Annotated in this window: 19 protein-coding genes and 1 riboswitch; of the genes, 17 read left to right on the top strand and 2 right to left on the bottom strand. The window is 41.3% G+C overall.

The genetic code is table 11. The annotated features are described in order from the left end of the window. Positions 1-220 precede the first annotated feature (220 nt). The gene (locus tag ADG81_RS00095) at positions 221-1,660 is read right to left on the bottom strand and encodes a TrkH family potassium uptake protein (protein WP_049550548.1); all 1,440 of its coding nucleotides are present in this window, start codon (positions 1,658-1,660) and stop codon (positions 221-223) included. A gap of 3 nt (positions 1,661-1,663) precedes the next feature. Then, positions 1,664-3,013, bottom strand: a complete 1,350-nt coding sequence (trkA, locus tag ADG81_RS00090; RefSeq protein ID WP_049550547.1) for a Trk system potassium transporter TrkA — start codon at positions 3,011-3,013, stop codon at positions 1,664-1,666. A 188-nt stretch (positions 3,014-3,201) separates the two neighbouring features. Between trkA and ADG81_RS00085 the strand changes: the two genes are divergently transcribed. The 17 genes from ADG81_RS00085 to rpsI all read left to right on the top strand — a co-directional run bounded on the left by ADG81_RS00085 (position 3,202) and on the right by rpsI (position 19,145). Next, a complete protein-coding gene (locus ADG81_RS00085; protein ID WP_045605043.1) occupies positions 3,202-4,050 on the top strand; it encodes an SAM hydrolase/SAM-dependent halogenase family protein in 849 nt (282 codons plus the stop codon). Positions 4,051-4,065: 15 nt separating this feature from the next. Further along, positions 4,066-4,611, top strand: coding sequence for an ECF-type riboflavin transporter substrate-binding protein (locus ADG81_RS00080; RefSeq protein ID WP_000795929.1), 546 nt, complete (start codon positions 4,066-4,068; stop codon positions 4,609-4,611). Between the two features lie 167 nt (positions 4,612-4,778). Further along, a complete protein-coding gene (locus ADG81_RS00075) occupies positions 4,779-6,461 on the top strand; it encodes an ABC transporter ATP-binding protein (RefSeq protein ID WP_049550546.1) in 1,683 nt (560 codons plus the stop codon). After that, a complete protein-coding gene (locus tag ADG81_RS00070; protein WP_049550545.1) occupies positions 6,446-7,276 on the top strand; it encodes an energy-coupling factor transporter transmembrane component T family protein in 831 nt (276 codons plus the stop codon). Before ADG81_RS00075 ends, ADG81_RS00070 begins: the two co-directional genes overlap by 16 nt. A 315-nt stretch (positions 7,277-7,591) precedes the next feature. Beyond that, positions 7,592-8,104: a GNAT family N-acetyltransferase gene (locus ADG81_RS00065; protein ID WP_049542533.1), complete on the top strand. Its 513-nt coding sequence runs from the start codon at positions 7,592-7,594 to the stop codon at positions 8,102-8,104. A 283-nt stretch (positions 8,105-8,387) separates the two neighbouring features. Further along, the gene (locus ADG81_RS00060; RefSeq protein ID WP_049550544.1) at positions 8,388-8,891 is read left to right on the top strand and encodes a tRNA (cytidine(34)-2'-O)-methyltransferase; all 504 of its coding nucleotides are present in this window, start codon (positions 8,388-8,390) and stop codon (positions 8,889-8,891) included. Positions 8,892-8,949: 58 nt separating this feature from the next. Continuing rightward, positions 8,950-9,168, top strand: a riboswitch (FMN riboswitch). Positions 9,169-9,321: 153 nt separating this feature from the next. Then, positions 9,322-9,885 (top strand): ECF transporter S component, encoded by a 564-nt coding sequence (locus tag ADG81_RS00055; RefSeq protein ID WP_000185823.1) that lies wholly within the window; start codon positions 9,322-9,324, stop codon positions 9,883-9,885. After that, positions 9,875-10,525, top strand: coding sequence for a phosphatase PAP2 family protein (locus tag ADG81_RS00050; RefSeq protein ID WP_033682745.1), 651 nt, complete (start codon positions 9,875-9,877; stop codon positions 10,523-10,525). The genes ADG81_RS00055 and ADG81_RS00050 overlap by 11 nt, the downstream gene beginning before the upstream one ends. Before the next feature lie 39 nt (positions 10,526-10,564). Then, positions 10,565-10,984 (top strand): chromosome partitioning protein ParB, encoded by a 420-nt coding sequence (locus tag ADG81_RS00045; protein WP_049550575.1) that lies wholly within the window; start codon positions 10,565-10,567, stop codon positions 10,982-10,984. Between the two features lie 4 nt (positions 10,985-10,988). Next, positions 10,989-11,438: a GNAT family N-acetyltransferase gene (locus ADG81_RS00040; RefSeq protein ID WP_161800585.1), complete on the top strand. Its 450-nt coding sequence runs from the start codon at positions 10,989-10,991 to the stop codon at positions 11,436-11,438. A gap of 271 nt (positions 11,439-11,709) precedes the next feature. Further along, a complete protein-coding gene (gene pheS, locus ADG81_RS00035; protein ID WP_031237702.1) occupies positions 11,710-12,756 on the top strand; it encodes a phenylalanine--tRNA ligase subunit alpha in 1,047 nt (348 codons plus the stop codon). Further along, positions 12,756-13,265, top strand: coding sequence for a GNAT family N-acetyltransferase (locus tag ADG81_RS00030; protein WP_049550542.1), 510 nt, complete (start codon positions 12,756-12,758; stop codon positions 13,263-13,265). Before pheS ends, ADG81_RS00030 begins: the two co-directional genes overlap by 1 nt. A 76-nt stretch (positions 13,266-13,341) precedes the next feature. Then, positions 13,342-15,747 carry a phenylalanine--tRNA ligase subunit beta gene (pheT, locus tag ADG81_RS00025; RefSeq protein WP_049550541.1) on the top strand — a complete coding sequence of 802 codons (2,406 nt, stop codon included), beginning with the start codon at positions 13,342-13,344 and terminating at the stop codon, positions 15,745-15,747. 235 nt (positions 15,748-15,982) lie between these two features. After that, entirely contained in the window at positions 15,983-16,876 is an 894-nt protein-coding gene (locus ADG81_RS00020; RefSeq protein ID WP_000895284.1) for an ABC transporter ATP-binding protein, read from the top strand. Beyond that, on the top strand, positions 16,873-18,072 hold the full coding sequence (locus tag ADG81_RS00015) for an ABC transporter permease (RefSeq protein ID WP_049550540.1): 1,200 nt from the start codon (positions 16,873-16,875) through the stop codon (positions 18,070-18,072). Before ADG81_RS00020 ends, ADG81_RS00015 begins: the two co-directional genes overlap by 4 nt. A gap of 215 nt (positions 18,073-18,287) precedes the next feature. After that, on the top strand, positions 18,288-18,734 hold the full coding sequence (rplM, locus tag ADG81_RS00010) for a 50S ribosomal protein L13 (protein WP_001044624.1): 447 nt from the start codon (positions 18,288-18,290) through the stop codon (positions 18,732-18,734). Positions 18,735-18,752: 18 nt separating this feature from the next. Beyond that, positions 18,753-19,145: a 30S ribosomal protein S9 gene (gene rpsI / locus ADG81_RS00005; RefSeq protein WP_000075973.1), complete on the top strand. Its 393-nt coding sequence runs from the start codon at positions 18,753-18,755 to the stop codon at positions 19,143-19,145. Positions 19,146-19,149: the final 4 nt, after the last annotated feature.

The following is a 19,149-nucleotide window of genomic DNA, read 5'->3' as shown; positions in this document are numbered from 1 at the left end:
AGTCAGGCACTGAAATATCTGACCGGGATTCAAAGATACTTGTTGAGTTGCGGGAGGTATTTGATACTCAATAAAAATCAAAGAGCAAACTAGGAAGCTAGCCGCAGGTTGCTCAAAAAACACTGTTTTGAGGTTGCAGATAGAGCTGACGTGGTTTGAAGAGATTTTCGAAGAGTATAAAAATACCACACTTTGTAAGTTTACAATGTGTGGTTGTATTTTATCTCTTAGACCAAGTCCTCTTCATAAAGAGAAGTAGGATTGGATAAATCTCCAAACGTCCTGCAATCATTGCAAAGGAGAGGAGAATTTTTGAGATAGGACTAAAGATTGAGAAGCTAGAAGTTGTTCCTAGAATAGGCCCGATATTATTGAAACAGCTGAAGACAGCGCTGGTCACAACTAGAAAATCATTGCTATCTAGGCTGACAATAAAGATAAGTGCTAGCAAAATCATAGCATAGATGACAAAGTACTTGAGAATCTTATGCTGGGTATCCTTATCAATCACTGTTTTATTAACATGGAGGGTCAAAACACGGTGGGGGGATAGGATTGACAAAATCTGGTTTTTGGCAATTTTTGAAAGGATGAGGCCTCGAATAACCTTGAGTCCACCTGCGGTTGAACCAGCAGAGCCACCGATTCCCATAAGGAAGAGGAGGATAAACTGGGAGAAGAGGGGCCAGTTGGTAATATCTCCGTAACCAAAACCAGTCGTCGTAATGATATTGGAAACCTGGAAGAAGGCCATTTCAAAGCTCTTAGAAAATCCTGGATAGAGATAGAGGGTATTAAGACTAATCAAGCCTGTAGAAACCAGTACGATGACCAAGTAAGCCCGAAGTTCTTCATCTCCTAAGAAGGCTTTGACGCGACGGAGCATGAGGTAGTAGTAGAGGTTGAAATTTACCCCAAAAACCAGAACTCCGATACTAACCAGATAGGTAATTAGTGAGCTGCCATAGTGAGCAATTCCATCGTTATAGACGGTAAAACCTCCTGTACCTGCTGTCCCCATAGCGATGACAAAACTATCAAATAGGGGCATGCCAGCTAGATAATAGATAATGACAAAGAGGGAGAAGAGAGCTAGATAAAGGAGATAGAGAATCTGGGCAGTATTTTTTAGTTTGGATACAACCTTACCAAAAACAGGGCCAGGAACCTCAGCCTTCATCACTTCTAGGTGGCTATTCTTGGCATTGTCCATAATAGCAAGTGCAAAAACAAGCACTCCCATTCCTCCGATCAAGTGGGTAAAACTTCGCCAGAAGAGGAGGGAACGGCTGAGGACCGAAACATCGTTCAGAATAGTTGCTCCAGTAGTTGTAAAGCCAGAACTAATCTCAAAAAAGGCATCGATAACGCTGGGAATTTGCCCAGAAAAGACAAAGGGGAGACCGCCAAAGAAAGACCATAGGATCCAACAGAGGGCCACAATCAAGATTCCCTCCTTGGCATAAATCCGTTGATTTTTTGGTTTTTGCAAACTCCCTGAACCGCCTAGTAATACGAGAATCCCTATTGTTGAAAAGAGGGCTGTAAAAACTTGGCTAGATTCATGGTAATAGATAGCAACAGCCACAGGAACCAAAAGAAGAACAGCTTCAATCAGAAGTAACTTTGAAAGGAGGTAACGAATCATACTTTTATTCATCTCTTACCTCGCGATTAAGTCATAAATCTTAGTGATATTCGGCAGTAAGGTCGTTACTAGAAGTTTGTCACCGACTTCAAGCATATCCTCTCCAGTAGGGAAAATCGTTTTGCCTTTTCGAATGATGGCTGCAATAAGAACTCCTTTTTTCAATTTTAGTTGAGAAAGAGGTTTGGCAGTCATTTTATTGGCTTCCTTGATATGGAATTGCAGGGTTTCGATTTGGCCATTGGCTAGATGGTGCATGGCTTGAAGGTCTGAATACTGAGCATTAACACGACCACGAATAAAGTGCATGATTGTATCTACAGCGATGATTTTCGGAGTGATAATGCTTGAGAAATCAGGCGCATGAATAATTTCAAGGAGACTAGTTCTGTTAACCTTGCTAATATTTTTTTGCACCCCGACACTATCCAGGAACATAGAAGTAATAATATTCTCTTCGTCAACTCCTGTTAGGGTTGCTACTGCATCATAGTTTTGAGCACTTTCTTCTAGTAAGATATCTTTTGCGGTACCATCTCCTTGGACAATATACAGATTAGGGAATTTCTCACTAAAGAAACGTGCCCTTTCAGGATTAATCTCGATGACTTTTGTATCAATACGACTGTCTTTGAGGATACCTAGTAGATAATAGGCAATTCTACCTGCTCCAACGATGAGAAGGCTCTTCACAGCACGAGATTTGAAATAATTATGGAAGAGCATCATATCAACACGGTTACCAGTGACAAAGATTCTATCTTTATCCTGTATGGTCATATCACCACTTGGGATGATAATTTGATGATCCCTTTCTATAGCGCAGACAATGACATTGCCAAATTTTTTCCGAAAATCAGAAATGGGCATTTGGCAAAGACTGCTAGTTGATTTGACGACAAATTCCATCAGGCTAACGCGTCCACCAGCAAAGCGTTCGACAGATAGGGCGTTGGGGAAGTCAATGATATTGGCGATAGCGCGGGCAGCTAAGAGTTCAGGGTTAACGATAAGAGAAAAACCGAGAATATTCTTTTCTTTGAAATAAGAGTTAGAATATTCAGGATTGCGCACCCGAACGATGGTTTCTTTAGCTCCCATTTTTTTGGCTAGAACGGCTGCAATCATGTTTACTTCATCGTACTCAGTCAGGGCGATAAAGATATCACAATCTTGGACACTGGCTTGCTCAAGGATGGTAAAATCAGCCCCGTTACCAAGGATACCTATGATATCAAAGCGATTGACAATATGATTGAGGACGGCTTCGTCTTGCTCAATCAGCAAAACATCGTGCTTTTCTGCAACCAAGGAGCGACAGAGGGCAAAACCAACTTTTCCCCCTCCGACAAGGATAATTTTCATAATAAAACCTACTTTTTCATGATGTAACTATCATACCTTTTTTCAAGAAAAAATGCACCTACTAGCTAATAACTAGGGTTTTTAGTAGGAAATTTGCTATAAGGTAAAACTATACCCTAACCAATTAAAATAGCTATTAGCGACTTTCTCTGAAATATGGTATGATAAAGGATATACAAGGAGATAAAATGAATAATAATTTACTAGTATTACAATCAGACTTTGGTCTGGTTGATGGTGCGGTATCGGCTATGATTGGAGTGGCTTTAGAAGAATCTCCAACCTTAAAAATTCATCACTTGACGCACGATATCACGCCTTATAATATTTTTGAGGGGAGTTACCGTCTCTTTCAGACGGTGGATTACTGGCCTGAGGGAACGACTTTTGTATCGGTTGTCGATCCAGGTGTCGGCTCGAAACGTAAGAGTGTGGTTGCCAAGACTGCAAAAAATCAATACATTGTCACGCCAGACAATGGAACGCTTTCTTTTATCAAGAAACACGTTGGCATTGTAGCTATTCGTGAGATTTCTGAAGTGGCCAATAGACGTCAAAATACAGAGCATTCTTATACATTTCACGGTCGTGATGTCTATGCCTATACTGGTGCTAAACTGGCCAGTGGTCACATTACTTTCGAGGAAGTGGGGCCAGAGCTTAGTGTGGATCAGATTGTAGAGCTTCCAGTCGTAGAGACTATCATAGAAGATCATCTGGTGAAGGGAGCTATTGATATTCTGGATGTGCGTTTTGGTTCGCTTTGGACCTCTATCACGCGAGAAGAATTTTACAAGCTGGAACCAGCATTCGGTGATCGTTTTGAAGTGACTATCTATCACGCTGATATGCTGGTTTATCAAAATCAGGTTGTTTATGGCAAATCATTTGCAGATGTGAGAATTGGGCAACCAATCCTTTACATCAACTCTCTCTATCGTTTAGGTCTGGCAATTAACCAAGGTTCCTTTGCCAAGGCCTATAATGTGGGTGTCGGTTCATCTTGGACCATTGAAATAAAGAAAATAGAATCATAAAATAGGAGAATATAGATGAAAAATCAATCAATTAAACAAGTTGTTGCTATCGGTGTTGGAGCTGCGCTCTTTGTTGTCATCGGGATGATCAGCATTCCGACACCCGTTCCAAATACAAGCATCCAGCTTCAGTATGCGGTACAGAGCCTCTTATCTATCATTTTTGGCCCTCTAGTGGGACTACTTGTTGGTTTAATTGGGCATGCAGTGAAGGACTCTCTTGCTGGCTACGGTCTGTGGTGGACTTGGATTATTGCTAGTGGTCTCTTTGGTCTAGTCGTCGGACTCTTTAGAAAATACATTCGAGTAACACAGGGTGTTTTTGAGTTGAAGGATATTGTCTTCTTTAACCTCATTCAGATTGTTGCAAATGCTCTTGTTTGGGGTGTCTTGGCACCACTTGGAGATGTTGTGATTTATCAAGAAGCAGCAGAAAAAGTATTTGCCCAAGGGATTGTTGCGGGAATTGCAAATGCTGTAACTGTAGCTATCGCAGGTACCCTTCTCTTGCTAGCTTATTCACGTACACAGACTCGTTCAGGAAGTTTGAAAAAGGATTAATATAAGGGAAAAGGCTGGGGAACCAGTCTTTTTGCTGTTTATAGGCTAGTCGGGTAGGCAATTTAGGCTAGGAATCTTGTTGGTGCTAAGTTTTTAAGAGAAGAGTCTGCAAGAAGGGCTTGATTTATGATAAAATAGAAGTCTAAGAAGCGAATGAAGAGAGTAAGATGAAAGAAGCTATAATTGAGTGGAAGAATTTCTCTTTCCAGTATGAAACGCAACAAGAACCGACCTTGCAAGGAGTAGACTTAACCATTTACAAGGGAGAGAAAGTCTTAATTGTTGGGCCATCTGGGTCAGGTAAGTCGACCTTGGGTCAATGTTTGAATGGGATTATTCCAAATATTTACAAGGGTCAGACATCTGGAGAATTTTTGATCAAGGGGCAAGCGGCCTTTGATATGAGTATCTATGATAAGTCTCATCTGGTCAGTACAGTTTTGCAGGATACTGATGGGCAGTTTATCGGTCTGTCTGTGGCAGAAGATTTGGCTTTTGCTCTAGAAAATGATGTAACAAGTTTAGAAGAGATGAAAAGTCGTGTTCATAAATGGGCTGAAAAGCTGGACCTTCTTCCTTTACTGAATCAGCGTCCTCAGGATTTATCTGGTGGGCAAAAGCAGCGGGTCAGTCTAGCTGGTGTCTTGATTGATGAGAGTCCGATTCTTTTGTTTGATGAGCCACTCGCCAATCTGGATCCCAAGTCAGGTCAGGATATTATCGAATTGATTGACCAGATTCATAAGGAAGAAGGAACGACGACTCTTATTATCGAGCACCGTTTGGAGGATGTTTTGCATCGACCTGTGGATCGGATTGTCCTGATAAACGATGGTCGTATCCTCTTTAATGGGAGTCCTGACCAGTTACTGGCGACTGATTTATTGACACAAAATGGAATTCGAGAACCGCTTTATCTAACCACTCTCCGTCAATTGGGTGTGGATTTAGTCAAGGAAGAACAATTAGCAAATTTGGACAACTTGTCTATCTCAAAAGGCCAGGTTCAGTTGCAGAATGAACTGGCAAAAGAGACGCCAGATTTGCAGTCACTCTTTAGACTAGAGGATCTGTCTTTTTCTTATGACGATAGACCGATTTTAAAATCTCTTCATCTGGATATTAAAAAGGGTGAAAAGATTGCCATTGTCGGAAAAAATGGAGCTGGGAAATCAACCCTAGCCAAGGCCTTAAGTAGCTTTATCCAGACGGAAGGCCGCTATCTTTGGGAAGGACAGGATATCAAAGGAGATTCTGTTGCAGAGCGGGCGGAACGAGTAGGCTATGTGCTGCAAAATCCTAATCAAATGATTTCAACCAATATGATTTTTGATGAGGTGGCTCTGGGACTTCGTTTGCGAGGTGTGGACGAGCAGGAAATTGAAACGAGAGTCTATGAAACCTTGAAAATCTGTGGTCTCTATGAATTCCGTAATTGGCCCATTTCTGCCCTGTCGTTTGGACAGAAAAAACGTGTCACTATTGCTTCAATTTTGGTCTTGGGGGCTGAAATTATCCTCTTAGATGAACCAACTGCAGGTCAAGACCAGAAGAACTATACTGAGATTATGGAATTTCTTGAAGAACTGCATCAAAAAGGTCATACTATTGTCATGATTACCCATGATATGCAATTGATGCTGGATTATTCAGACCGGGCCCTTGTCATGGTGGATGGGGAATTGATTGCCGATATTGATCCAGCCAGTCTTTTGAGCAATCCTGAGCTGTTAGTAAAAGCCAATCTAAAAGAAACTTCAATCTTCAACTTGGCTAAAAAACTAGATGTGGATCCACTTGCTTTAACGGCATTTTACAAAGAAAGGAGAGAAGGATGCAAGCTAAATTAATCGGTTACCAGCATAGAGATACTGTGATTCATCGCTTGTCAGGCGCTGTTAAACTCCTCTTTTTCATTCTCGTGTCATTGGCGGCCATGATTAGCTATGATACCAGACTGCTTGTTCTGATTGCCATCTTTTCGGTCTTTCTCCTCTATTTGTCAGAAATCCGCTTTAAAGATGTCTCCTTTGTGGCCGCTTTTGCGACGGTATTTGCGATTTTAAACGTCTTGATGGTCTATCTCTTTTCTCCCGAGTATGGGGTTGGACTTTACGGAGAGAGAAGTGTGATTTGGCAGGGAATCGGTGCCTACACTCTGACCAGTCAGGAGCTCTTTTATCTGCTAAATTTGGCCATTAAGTACCTTTGCACCATTCCTCTGGCTATTATCTTTTTGATGACAACCCACCCTAGTCAGTTTGCTTCCAGTTTAAATCAAATCGGTGTGCCTTATAAGATTGCCTATTCTGTCAGTCTGACCTTGCGCTATATTCCAGATTTGCAGGAAGAATTCTTTACCATCAAGATGTCTCAGGAAGCGCGTGGGATGGAATTATCTAAGAAAGCTTCTCTCATGCAACGAATTAAAGGCAATCTGCGCATTATTACTCCCTTGATTTTCAGCTCGCTAGAACGCATTGATACCATCGCGACTGCCATGGAGCTTCGACGCTTTGGGAAAGAGAAAAAACGCACTTGGTATAGTTATCAGGCCTTGAAAAAAGGAGACTATCTTACTTTGCTCTTGGCAGCCTTGTTTTTAGTAGCTAGTTTACTACTTATCTTGCAGAATCACGGACGATTTTATAACCCTTGGAAATAGTATTGTCAAAGTTTTCATTAGAGAAGTAAAGAGAAATTATTCTATAACTTTTTATTGATAGATTGTATGAGAAATAAAGTTAATAATTGTATACTTGAAACTTTTTGACAAAACATGAATTAGTTTGTATATTTTATAGTAGAATTTACACTACAAAATCAAAGTTATTCAAATATAATCATTTTCAACTAAGTTCAGTGTCATAATGTAGAGACGATATAAAATAGTAAAAGTACTTAATTTAAATCGTGTTAATTTCACTTTGTGTAAACATGAGAAAATTTGAATGTAGATAATGATGGGAGAGGATTTGTAATGATCAGTTTAGAGCTGTTGTCTGAAGAAAATAGTTTAGACGTCTATTCTTTTGAAAAAGAAAATCGAGAGTATTTTGAACGAAATTTATCTCCTAGACCAGCTAACTATTTTGAGTCAGAAGTTTTTAAAGAAATTACGAGGGAATTGTTAAGGGAACAAGAGAATCATGATGTCTACATGCATCTTATTAGAGATGCACAAGGAGTTATGGTCGGAAGAATCAATTTGAGTGTTTTAGAGAATAATCGAAAAACAGCAGAGCTTGGGTATAGGATTGGGGAAAATGTTAGCAATTTAGGTTATGCCAGCGAAGCGGTTAAACTCGTTTTAGAAAAAGCCTTCACGACTTATGGTTTCAATAGAATCATTGCAGGAACGGCAACAGGTAATCTAGCCTCTCAGAGGGTGCTTTTAAAAAATGGCTTCATCTTTAGTAGGGTTATAGAAAATGACTTACAAATTCATAATGAGTGGCTTCATACAGCAGTATTTGAAATAACGAGGTCATAATATCATCATTCCCAGTCCACAGATAGGTATAAAAGAGTAAGCAATTTTTGCAGATATTTAAGAATTTTCTCCTAGAAACCCCAAGAAATAGCTTGAAAAAATTGAAAAAATCAAGTCGTTTCTATTGACAATGATTCTGAAAGTGTTATACTAAGAAAGTAGTTTCGCTGATTTACTTCAAACCTGTTGTGAGGTAAGTTAACGATGCCTTAACCACGCTGTTTGCTGAGCTTGACTCCGGGCAGTGTGGCTATTTTTTTGCAATGGTGAAAGGAAGCAAGTCATGACAAATCACATTGTATTATTTGAACCACAAATTCCACAAAATACAGGCAATATCGCGCGTACTTGCGCTGCGACCAATTCTCCCCTCCACATCATCAAGCCAATGGGCTTTCCTATTGACGACCGCAAGATGAAGCGAGCTGGATTGGATTATTGGGATAAGCTAGAAATTTATTTTTACGAGAGTTTGGAGGATTTCATGTCTCAGATGAAGGGCAAACTTTATCTGATTTCTAAATTTGCTGAGAAAGTGTATTCTGATGTGGATTTATCGATTAACGAAGACCATTATTTTCTATTTGGACGTGAAGACAAGGGCTTGCCTGAGGACTTTATGCGAGAACATCCTGAGAAAGCTCTCCGTATTCCTATGAATGATGAACATGTCCGCAGTCTCAATGTGTCTAATACCGTCTGCATGATTGTCTATGAGGCTCTCCGCCAGCAGAACTTTGCAGGTCTTGAGCTTGTTCATACCTATGAAGTGGATAAATTGAAATAAAAAATGAAAATGAAATGAACAAAATGCTTGCGCTTGCAAGCGTTTTTTGTTATGATAAAAGAGTCTTCAGGGCAGGGTGAAATTCCCGACCGGCGGTAAATTTGACGATCTATTTTAGCTTTCTCGTCGTTGTCTTGTCTCGATATACTTTAAGTATTATCTTCGACTGCGACGCCTAGATAAATCTAAAATATCTTAGTTAAATAAGTCCGCGAGCGCAAGCTGATGTGGTGAGATTCCACAACCGACAGTATAGTCTGGATGGGAGAAGACGAAAGAATAGCTTTGTCTGTTCTGATAGATTTATAGCTAAATTGTAACCGTTTGCTCAATAGAGTGCGAGGGAACTTTTGGGGTATAAAAAGTGAGAATAGATAGGGGAATCCTTTCTAACTTCTTCTGATTTTATAGAAAATTGGAGGAACCTGTTATGACAAACACACGTCGACTTTCGACCATTGCGATTCTATCAGCCATCTCATTTGTGCTGATGTACTTTGACTTTCCGCTTTTGCCAGCGGCGTCCTTCCTCAAGATCGAATTTAGTATCTTGCCAGTCCTTGTGGGTCTGGTGGTCATGGATTTGCCTGCTGCTCTAGGAATTCTCTTGCTTCGCTCACTATTGAAATTGCTTCTTAACAGCCAGGGAGTGAATACTTACATTGGCTTGCCAATGAATATCGTAGCTTTAGGAGTTTTTGTCATCGTATTTGCTTTGATTTGGAAAAAGGAACGGACAACCCTTCGTTTCCTACTAGGCTCTCTAGCTGGAACTATTGGTTTAACCGTGGCTATGTTGGTTCTCAACTATGTTTATGCTGTTCCTTTGTACGCTAAGTTTGCTAACTTTGATATTGGAAAAATTTTGGGACTTTCCAACTACCTAATGACCATGGTATTACCTTTTAACTTGATTGAGGGTGTAATCTTTTCCGTTTCATTCTGGTTGTTGTACGTCCTTTTGAAACCAACCTTAAAACACTATGAAAGATAAACAAATATTTTTAATGAAGGGCAGTTTTGCCCTTTTACTTTTCGTTATTCTTGGCTACATGGTCAAATTTTACCCTGAAACGCTGGTCGGTTTTGACCAACCGATACAGACAGCCGTTCGAGGAGACTTGCCAGATTATTTGACTACTCTCTTCCGAGCCATTACACGCCTGATTGATATCCCAGTGATTATCACCTGGGTTGCCATCGCAGCCTTTGTCTTTTATCGTAAAAGATGGAAGATAGAAAGTTTCTTCATGCTGGGAAATCTGGCTTTGGCAGGTCTTTTAATCGTGACCTTTAAAAATATCTACCAGCGCCCACGACCAGCTATTTTACACTTGGTTGAGGAGAAGGGATTTTCCTTTCCAAGTGGCCATTCTCTGGCTGTAACCTTGATGGTCGGTTCTCTGATTGTCATTCTCAGTCAACGGATGAGAAATCCAGTCTGGAGAAAAATCGTACAAATCGTCCTTGGCCTTTACTTAGTCAGTGTGTTGGTATCAAGGGTCTATCTGGGAGTTCACTATCCATCAGACGTCTTTGCCAGTCTCTGTGTGGGTTTGGGAGTCCTGTTTATAGAGTTTCCCTTCTATGACAAGCTCCGCTTCCAATGGCGATTTAAAGGCAAACAGAAGTGAGTATCGAATTCCCTTGAGGAGAAAGAAATGAAAGTCAATATAAAAGTCAATATAGTAGATCTTCATCCGACTCAACTATACTTATCAGAAGAGAAGTTACAAGATATTCAGATGCTTTATCAGTCGGTAGAACTAAACAATGTTGATCCAATTAGTATTCTTGCATTTGGAAATTGCTTGTTGATTACAGATGGACATCACAGGGCTTATCAGGCTTTATTGGCAGGTCGAGATACGATTTCTGCTGAGTGGGATAGAGATGGTGGTGATGAACTATATCATCTCTATGCGCAAGCCTGCAAAGAAAGAAAAATCTACTCTGTTCTGGACTTAAAAAATCATATCTTAGCTCAAGATGAGTATGAAGCAAAATGGTATAACTGGTGTGATGGTTTTAATCAAGCAGCAACTCTTTTGTTGAAAAGGAAAGCAGATGAAACGGATTTTACAAATAGATAATGCACTGCGTCTTGTTCCTTATTATAAGGTCAATCATTGTGAAGAAGCTTTTGCTTGGTATCAGGATGTGAACTTGGTTCACCTCGTAGATGGTGTGAAGAGACCTTATAGTCAAGCAACTTTGGAAGCTATGTATTCCTATTTGGATCAGCATGGTGAGCTTTTTTGGATTGAAGTCAAGGAGAAGGGTGAATGGTTTCCAATTGGGGATGTTACACTATCTCAGGATAATCTCCCCATTGTGATTGGGAATTCCGATTACCAACATCGAGGACTTGGAAAAAAGATTCTAAGTACTTTGATTGAATTGGCTCGAGTAAAAGGATGGAAAGAATTGAGAGTCAAGGAAATCTACACCTACAATCATGCTTCTAGGAGGTGTTTCAAGTCGCTTGGATTTGTGGAAAATGGAGCAACAGAAAAAGGAATGAGTTTTATATTGAAATTAATCTAATCTAACTTGTTTTTTAACTCAAAATCTGATAAACTATGTAGTAATTGAATAGAAATCTGCAAGACTAGTAACTCAAGGGAAGTATGACAGGGAGGAGAGCCGTGACTGCAAGCTCTCTATATGAAAGCTGGGTGAATTCACTTGCGCATGGATTTAGAAATGAAGGTCTGACTTGTCAGATGAAAACGGATGGTACCGCGTGTCAACGCTCCGAGTGGAGTTTTTGGCATGTGGTTTTCTTTTTATCTGATAAGCGACTGATGGAGGAATTATGTCAACTATTGAAGAACAATTAAAAGCGCTTCGTGAAGAAACGCTGGCTAGCTTGAAGCAGATTACTGCTGAAAATAAAAAAGAGATGCAAGATTTGCGTGTCTCTGTCCTTGGTAAAAAGGGATCGCTCACTGAAATCCTCAAAGGGATGAAAGATGTCTCTGCTGAGATGCGTCCGATTATCGGGAAACATGTCAATGAAGCGCGTGATGTCTTGACAGCAGCTTTTGAAGAAACTGCTAAGCTTTTGGAAGAAAAGAAAGTTGCAGCTCAATTAGCAAGTGAGAGTATCGATGTGACCCTTCCAGGTCGTCCAGTTGCGACTGGTCACCGCCACGTCCTCACACAAACCAGTGAAGAAATCGAAGATATCTTCATCGGTATGGGTTACCAAGTCGTGGATGGTTTTGAAGTGGAGCAAGACTACTATAACTTTGAGCGTATGAACCTTCCCAAAGACCACCCAGCTCGCGATATGCAGGATACTTTCTATATCACTGAAGAAATCTTGCTCCGTACCCACACGTCTCCAGTTCAGGCGCGTGCTATGGATGCCCATGATTTCTCTAAAGGTCCTTTGAAAATGATCTCGCCAGGGCGTGTCTTCCGTCGTGATACGGATGATGCGACCCATAGTCACCAGTTTCACCAAATCGAAGGCTTGGTTGTTGGGAAAAATATCTCTATGGCTGATCTTCAAGGAACCCTTCAGTTGATTGTCCAAAAAATGTTCGGTGAAGAGCGTCAGATCCGTCTGCGTCCATCTTACTTCCCATTCACAGAGCCATCTGTTGAGGTGGATGTTTCTTGCTTCAAGTGTGGTGGAGAAGGCTGTAACGTATGTAAGAAAACTGGTTGGATCGAAATTATGGGTGCCGGTATGGTTCACCCACGTGTCCTTGAAATGAGTGGTATCGATGCGACTGTTTACTCTGGCTTTGCCTTTGGTCTTGGACAAGAGCGTGTAGCCATGCTCCGTTACGGAATCAACGATATCCGTGGATTCTACCAAGGAGATGTCCGCTTCTCAGAACAGTTTAAATAATGATCAGAAAAGTAGAAAAGGCAGATATTGGGGTGTTATCCAAAATTGCCAAACAAACCTTTCGTGAAACATTTGCTCATGATAATACGGAAGAGCAGTTACAGGAATACTTTGAAGAGGCTTATAGTCTGAGAGTTTTGTCAACTGAGTTGGAAAATCCAGAATCCGAAACCTATTTCATTATGCATGAAGAGGAGATAGCTGGTTTTCTCAAAGTCAACTGGGGAAGTGCTCAGACTGAGAGAGAATTAGAGGGTGCTTTTGAAATTCAACGTCTCTATGTGCTACAAAAATTCCAAGGATTTGGACTCGGTAAGCAACTGTTTGAATTCGCTCTGGAACTTGCTACAAAAAATAGTTTTTCTTGGGCTTGGCTAGGTGTTTGGGAGCATAATACAAAAGCTCAAGCGTTTTATAATCGATATGGTTTTGAAAAATTTAGCCAACATCATTTTATGGTTGGTCAAAAAGTAGATACGGATTGGTTACTGAGAAAGAAATTAAGGTAAGAAGAGGATTCTTCTATTGAAATGATAGGAAAGGAAAAGAACTAGAGTGACAACGGTCATTCTGGAGAACTAAATTATGCTTGTATCTTATAAATGGTTAAAAGAATTGGTGGACATTGATGTGCCATCACAAGAGTTGGCTGAAAAAATGTCAACTACAGGGATCGAGGTAGAAGGTGTGGAATCACCTGCTGCTGGTCTCTCAAAAATTGTCGTCGGTGAGGTCTTGTCTTGCGAAGATGTGCCAGAAACTCACCTTCATGTTTGTCGGGTTAACGTTGGCGAAGAAGAAGCCCGTCAAATCGTTTGTGGTGCCCCAAATGTGCGTGCTGGTATCAAGGTCATGGTGGCTCTTCCAGGAGCTCGCATCGCTGACAATTACAAGATCAAAAAAGGGAAAATCCGCGGTCTGGAGTCACTTGGTATGATTTGTTCACTTGGTGAACTAGGGATTTCTGATTCTGTTGTACCAAAGGAATTTGCAGATGGCATTCAAATATTGCCAGAAAATGCCGTTCCAGGTGAGGAAGTCTTCTCATACCTAGACTTGGATGATGAAATCATCGAACTTTCTATCACACCAAACCGTGCAGATGCCCTTTCTATGCGTGGAGTGGCTCACGAAGTGGCAGCTATCTATGACAAGGCAGTCAACTTTAAAGAATTTACTCTTTCAGAAACTGACCAAGCTGCAGCAGATGCTCTTTCTGTGGGCATTGAGACAGACAAGGCGCCTTACTATGCAGCTCGTATATTGGACAATGTGACTATCGCACCAAGTCCACAATGGTTGCAAAACCTTCTCATGAATGAAGGAATCCGTCCAATCAATAACGTAGTGGACGTGACCAACTACATCCTTCTCTACTTTGGTCAACCAATGCACGCCTTTGACTTGGATACCTTTGAAGGGAGTGACATCCGTGTACGTGAAGCGCGTGCTGGTGAAAAATTGGTGACTTTAGATGGTGAAGAACGCGACTTGGACGTGAATGACTTAGTTATCACTGTCGCAGACAAGCCAGTAGCCCTTGCAGGTGTCATGGGCGGTCAAGCAACAGAAATCTCTGAGAAATCTAGATGTGTCGTCCTTGAAGCTGCAGTCTTCAACGGAAAATCAATCCGTAAGACCAGCGGTCGTCTTAACCTTCGTTCTGAGTCATCTTCTCGCTTTGAAAAAGGTATCAATGTGGCAACTGTTAACGAAGCCCTTGATGCGGCAGCTAGCATGATTGCAGAACTTGCAGGTGCGACGGTGCGTAAGGGAATCGTGTCAGCGGGTGAGCTTGATACCTCTGATGTGGAAGTTTCTTCAACTCTTGCTGATGTTAACCGTGTCCTTGGTACAGAACTTTCTTACGCGGATGTAGAAGACGTCTTCCGTCGTCTTGGCTTTGGTCTTTCTGGAAATGCAGACAGTTTTACAGTCAGCGTCCCACGCCGTCGCTGGGATATCACTATCGAGGCAGACCTCTTTGAAGAAATCGCTCGTATCTATGGATATGACCGCTTGCCAACCAGCCTTCCAAAAGACGATGGGACAGCTGGTGAATTGACTGCTACACAAAAACTCCGCCGTCAAGTTCGTACGATTGCTGAAGGAGCAGGTTTGACCGAAATCATTACCTACGCTCTGACAACTCCTGAAAAAGCTGTTGAGTTTACGGCTCAACCAAGCAACCTTACTGAACTCATGTGGCCAATGACAGTGGACCGTTCTGTCCTCCGTCAAAATATGATTTCTGGTATCCTTGATACGGTGGCTTACAACGTGGCTCGTAAGAATAAAAACTTGGCCCTTTACGAGATTGGAAAAGTCTTTGAACAAACAGGCAATCCAAAAGAAGAACTTCCAAATGAGATCAACAGCTTTGCCTTTGCCTTGACAGGCTTGGTTGCTGAAAAAGATTTCCAAACAGTAGCAGTTCCAGTTGATTTCTTCTATGCTAAGGGAATCCTTGAGGCCCTCTTTGCTCGTTTGGGACTCCAAGTAACCTATACGGCAACATCTGAAATCGCTAGCCTCCACCCAGGACGTACAGCTATGATTTCACTCGGTGACCAAGTTCTTGGTTTCCTTGGGCAAGTGCATCCAGTCACTGCTAAGGCTTACGATATTCCAGAAACGTATGTAGCTGAGCTCAACCTTTCAGCCATCGAAGCTGCCCTTCAACCAGCTGCTCCATTTGTGGAAATCACGAAATTCCCAGCAGTTAGCCGTGACGTTGCCCTCCTTCTCAAGGCAGAAGTGACTCACCAAGAGGTTGTGGACGCTATCCAAGCTGCAGGCGTAAAACGTTTGACAGATATCAAACTCTTTGACGTCTTCTCAGGCGAAAAATTGGGACTTGGTATGAAGTCAATGGCTTATAGCTTGACTTTCCAAAATCCAGAAGATAGCTTAACGGACGAAGAAGTCGCACGCTATATGGAAAAAATCCAAGCATCGCTCGAAGAAAAAGTCAATGCAGAAGTGCGTTAAAGTATCAATCCATCCTTTGGGGTGGATTTTTGCTTTTCAAATAACAATTCAGGATCAAAAATAGACAGTTGAGGAACAGAGAAGATAAATTGGAGTTTACCAGTGTATAATGTACTCATAGCTCAAAGTACCCTAAGATTTTTTACTAAAATGAGGATGATAAAAATGGACAGAAATCATTGTAAAGGCTATCAAAAAGGAGTATAATGAGTGCAAGACATTTCGGAGGTGAAAGATGCTAGAAGTAAGAAGTCTAGAGAAAAGTTTTGGACCCAAGCAAGTTTTGTTTGGTATTGACTTTCAAGCGCGACCAGGTCGTATTTTGGGATTAGTCGGGAAAAACGGTGCTGGGAAGACAACGATTTTCCACAGTATTTTGAAGTTTTTAGAATACCAAGGAGAAATTAGTCTGGATAATCAGGATATTCGACAAGAGACCTACGCTCGGATTGGCTATCTGCCTGAAGAACGCAGCCTCATGCCTAAATTGACAGTCCTTGAACAAGTTCGTTACTTGGCGACTCTAAAAGGTATGGATGCCAAGGAGATCAAGGAAAAACTCCCTCAATGGATGAAGAGGTTGGAAGTGAAAGGGAAGCTGACTGATAAAATCAAGAGTCTGTCAAAAGGAAATCAGCAGAAGATTCAGCTCATTATTACTCTGATTCATGAGCCAGACTTGATTATCTTGGATGAGCCTTTCAGTGGATTGGACCCGGTCAATACAGAATTGCTCAAGCAAGTCATTTTTCAGGAAAAAGAACGTGGGGCAACCATTATCTTTTCTGACCATGTCATGACCAACGTCGAGGAGCTTTGTGACGATATTCTCATGATTCGAGATGGCCGTGTGGTCTTGCATGGACCAGTTCAGGATGTCCGCAATCAATACGGGAAAACGCGTCTCTTTGTTTCAAGTGAACGAAGCAAGGAAGAATTGGAAAATCTTCCTCATGTCAAGCAGGTAAGTTTGACCAAACAAGGCAGTTGGAAATTGATCTTAGAGGATGAGAGCGCTGGAAGGGAACTCTTCCCAATCTTGACTCAGGGGCAATACATCGCAACCTTTGACCAGCAAGCGCCAACAATTGATGAAATCTTTAAACTAGAATCAGGGGTGGAAGTATGAGAAATATGTGGGTTGTAATGAAGGAAACCTATCTTCGACATGTCAAATCGTGGAGTTTCTTCTTTATGGTGATTTCGCCGTTCCTCTTTTTAGCCTTATCTGTAGGAATTGGCTATCTCCAAGGATCTTCTATGGCTCAGAGTGGCAAGATAGCAGTAGTCAGCACTGTTCCAGCTGTGACAGACAGTCTTAAATCTACCAATGGTCTCAATTTTGATTATCAGGATGAAGCCAGTGCCCAAGCTGCTATCAAGGATGAAAAATTAAAAGGCTATCTGACCATTGACCAAGAGGATAGTGTCTTGAAGGCAGTTTATCACGGTGAAACTTCCCTTGAGATTGCTATTAAGCTAGGAGTAACGAGCAAGTTAAATGAGCTTCAAGATCAACTCAATCGTTCGGCAGCCAATTTGTCACAAGAACAGGAAAAACGCTTGGAACAAACAGTTAACTTTACGGAGAAAATTGATGAATCCAAGGAAAATAAAAAAATGATTCAAACCTTTGCGGCCGCAGGGCTTGGTTTCTTCCTTTATATGATTTTGATTACCTATGCTAGTGTCACTGCTCAGGAAGTGGCTAGCGAGAAAGGAACCAAAATTATGGAGGTGGTCTTCTCTAGTATCCGAGCTAGTCATTATTTCTACGCTCGCATGCTGGCTCTGTTTCTTGTGATTTTGACCCATATTGGCATTTACATCGTGGGTGGACTTGCTGCCATTCTTCTCTTTAAGGACCTACCAATCTTGGCACAATCTGGTATTTTAAACCATATAGGAGAGGCTTTCTCGCTCAACACCTTATTGTTTGTCTTGGTTAGCCTCTTTATGTACGTTGTTTTAGCAGCCTTCCTAGGATCTATGGTTTCTCGCCCTGAGGATGCAGGAAAAGCCTTGTCGCCATTGATGATCTTGATTATAGCAGGCTTTATGGGTGTAACAGCCTTGGGCGCTGCAGGAGACAATTTGATTTTGAAAATTGGGTCTTATATTCCCTTTATTTCGACTTTCTTCATGCCATTTAGAGCTATTAATGGTTATGCAAATGGCCTAGAAGCTTGGATTTCGCTTGCTATTACGATTGCTTTTGCAGTAATTGCAACAGTCTTTATTGGGCGTATGTATGCTAGTCTCGTTCTGCAGACAGATGATTTAGGTCCTTGGAAAACCTTTAAACGTGCCTTATCTTATAAATAGAAGAGCCTCGCGAAAGCGAGGTTTTTGAGAGACAAAAAGAGTGGAATTCAGAAAAATATTTTTCATATCTATTGACTTTTAGGGGTGAAATTTGGTATTATAGTAGGCGGTATTGTTTACCCCATTTGAAAGGCCCCGGAACCTTCCAAATACTTTTCGATGGGAAGGAACACCCATCACCGTAAACAAAAATCGAACTATATATAGGAGAAATCATGAACAAAACAACATTTATGGCTAAACCAGGCCAAGTTGAACGTAAATGGTACGTAGTTGACGCAACTGATGTACCACTTGGACGTCTTTCTGCAGTAGTTGCTAGCGTACTTCGCGGAAAAAACAAACCAACATTTACACCACACACTGATACAGGTGACTTTGTGATTGTTATCAATGCTGAAAAAGTTAAATTGACTGGTAAAAAAGCAACTGATAAAATCTACTACACTCACTCAAACCACCCAGGTGGATTGAAACAAATCTCTGCAGGTGAACTTCGTTCTAAAAATGCAGTACGTTTGATCGAGAAATCAGTTAAAGGTATGCTTCCACACAATACTCTTGGACGCGCTCAAGGTATGAAGTTGAAAGTATTTGTTGGAGCTGAGCACACTCACGCTGCACAACAACCAGAAGTTCTTGACATTTCAGGACTTATCTAAGGAAAGGAACAATAAAGTATGTCACAAGCACAATATGCAGGTACTGGACGTCGTAAAAACGCTGTTGCACGCGTTCGCCTTGTTCCAGGAACTGGTAAAATCACTGTTAACAAAAAAGATGTTGAAGAGTACATCCCACACGCTGACCTTCGTCTTGTAATCAACCAACCATTCGCAGTTACTTCAACTGTAGGTTCATACGACGTTTTCGTTAACGTTGTAGGTGGTGGATATGCAGGTCAATCAGGAGCTATCCGTCACGGTATCGCTCGTGCCCTTCTTCAAGTAGACCCAGACTTCCGCGATTCATTGAAACGCGCAGGACTTCTTACACGTGACTCACGTAAAGTTGAACGTAAGAAACCAGGTCTTAAGAAAGCTCGTAAAGCATCACAATTCTCAAAACGTTAATCAA

The organism is Streptococcus pseudopneumoniae (assembly GCF_001070815.1).
Classification (GTDB): domain Bacteria; phylum Bacillota; class Bacilli; order Lactobacillales; family Streptococcaceae; genus Streptococcus; species Streptococcus pseudopneumoniae_P.
The sequence above is the reverse complement of the archived record's forward strand: the minus strand, read 5'-3'. Positions and strand labels throughout refer to the sequence as shown.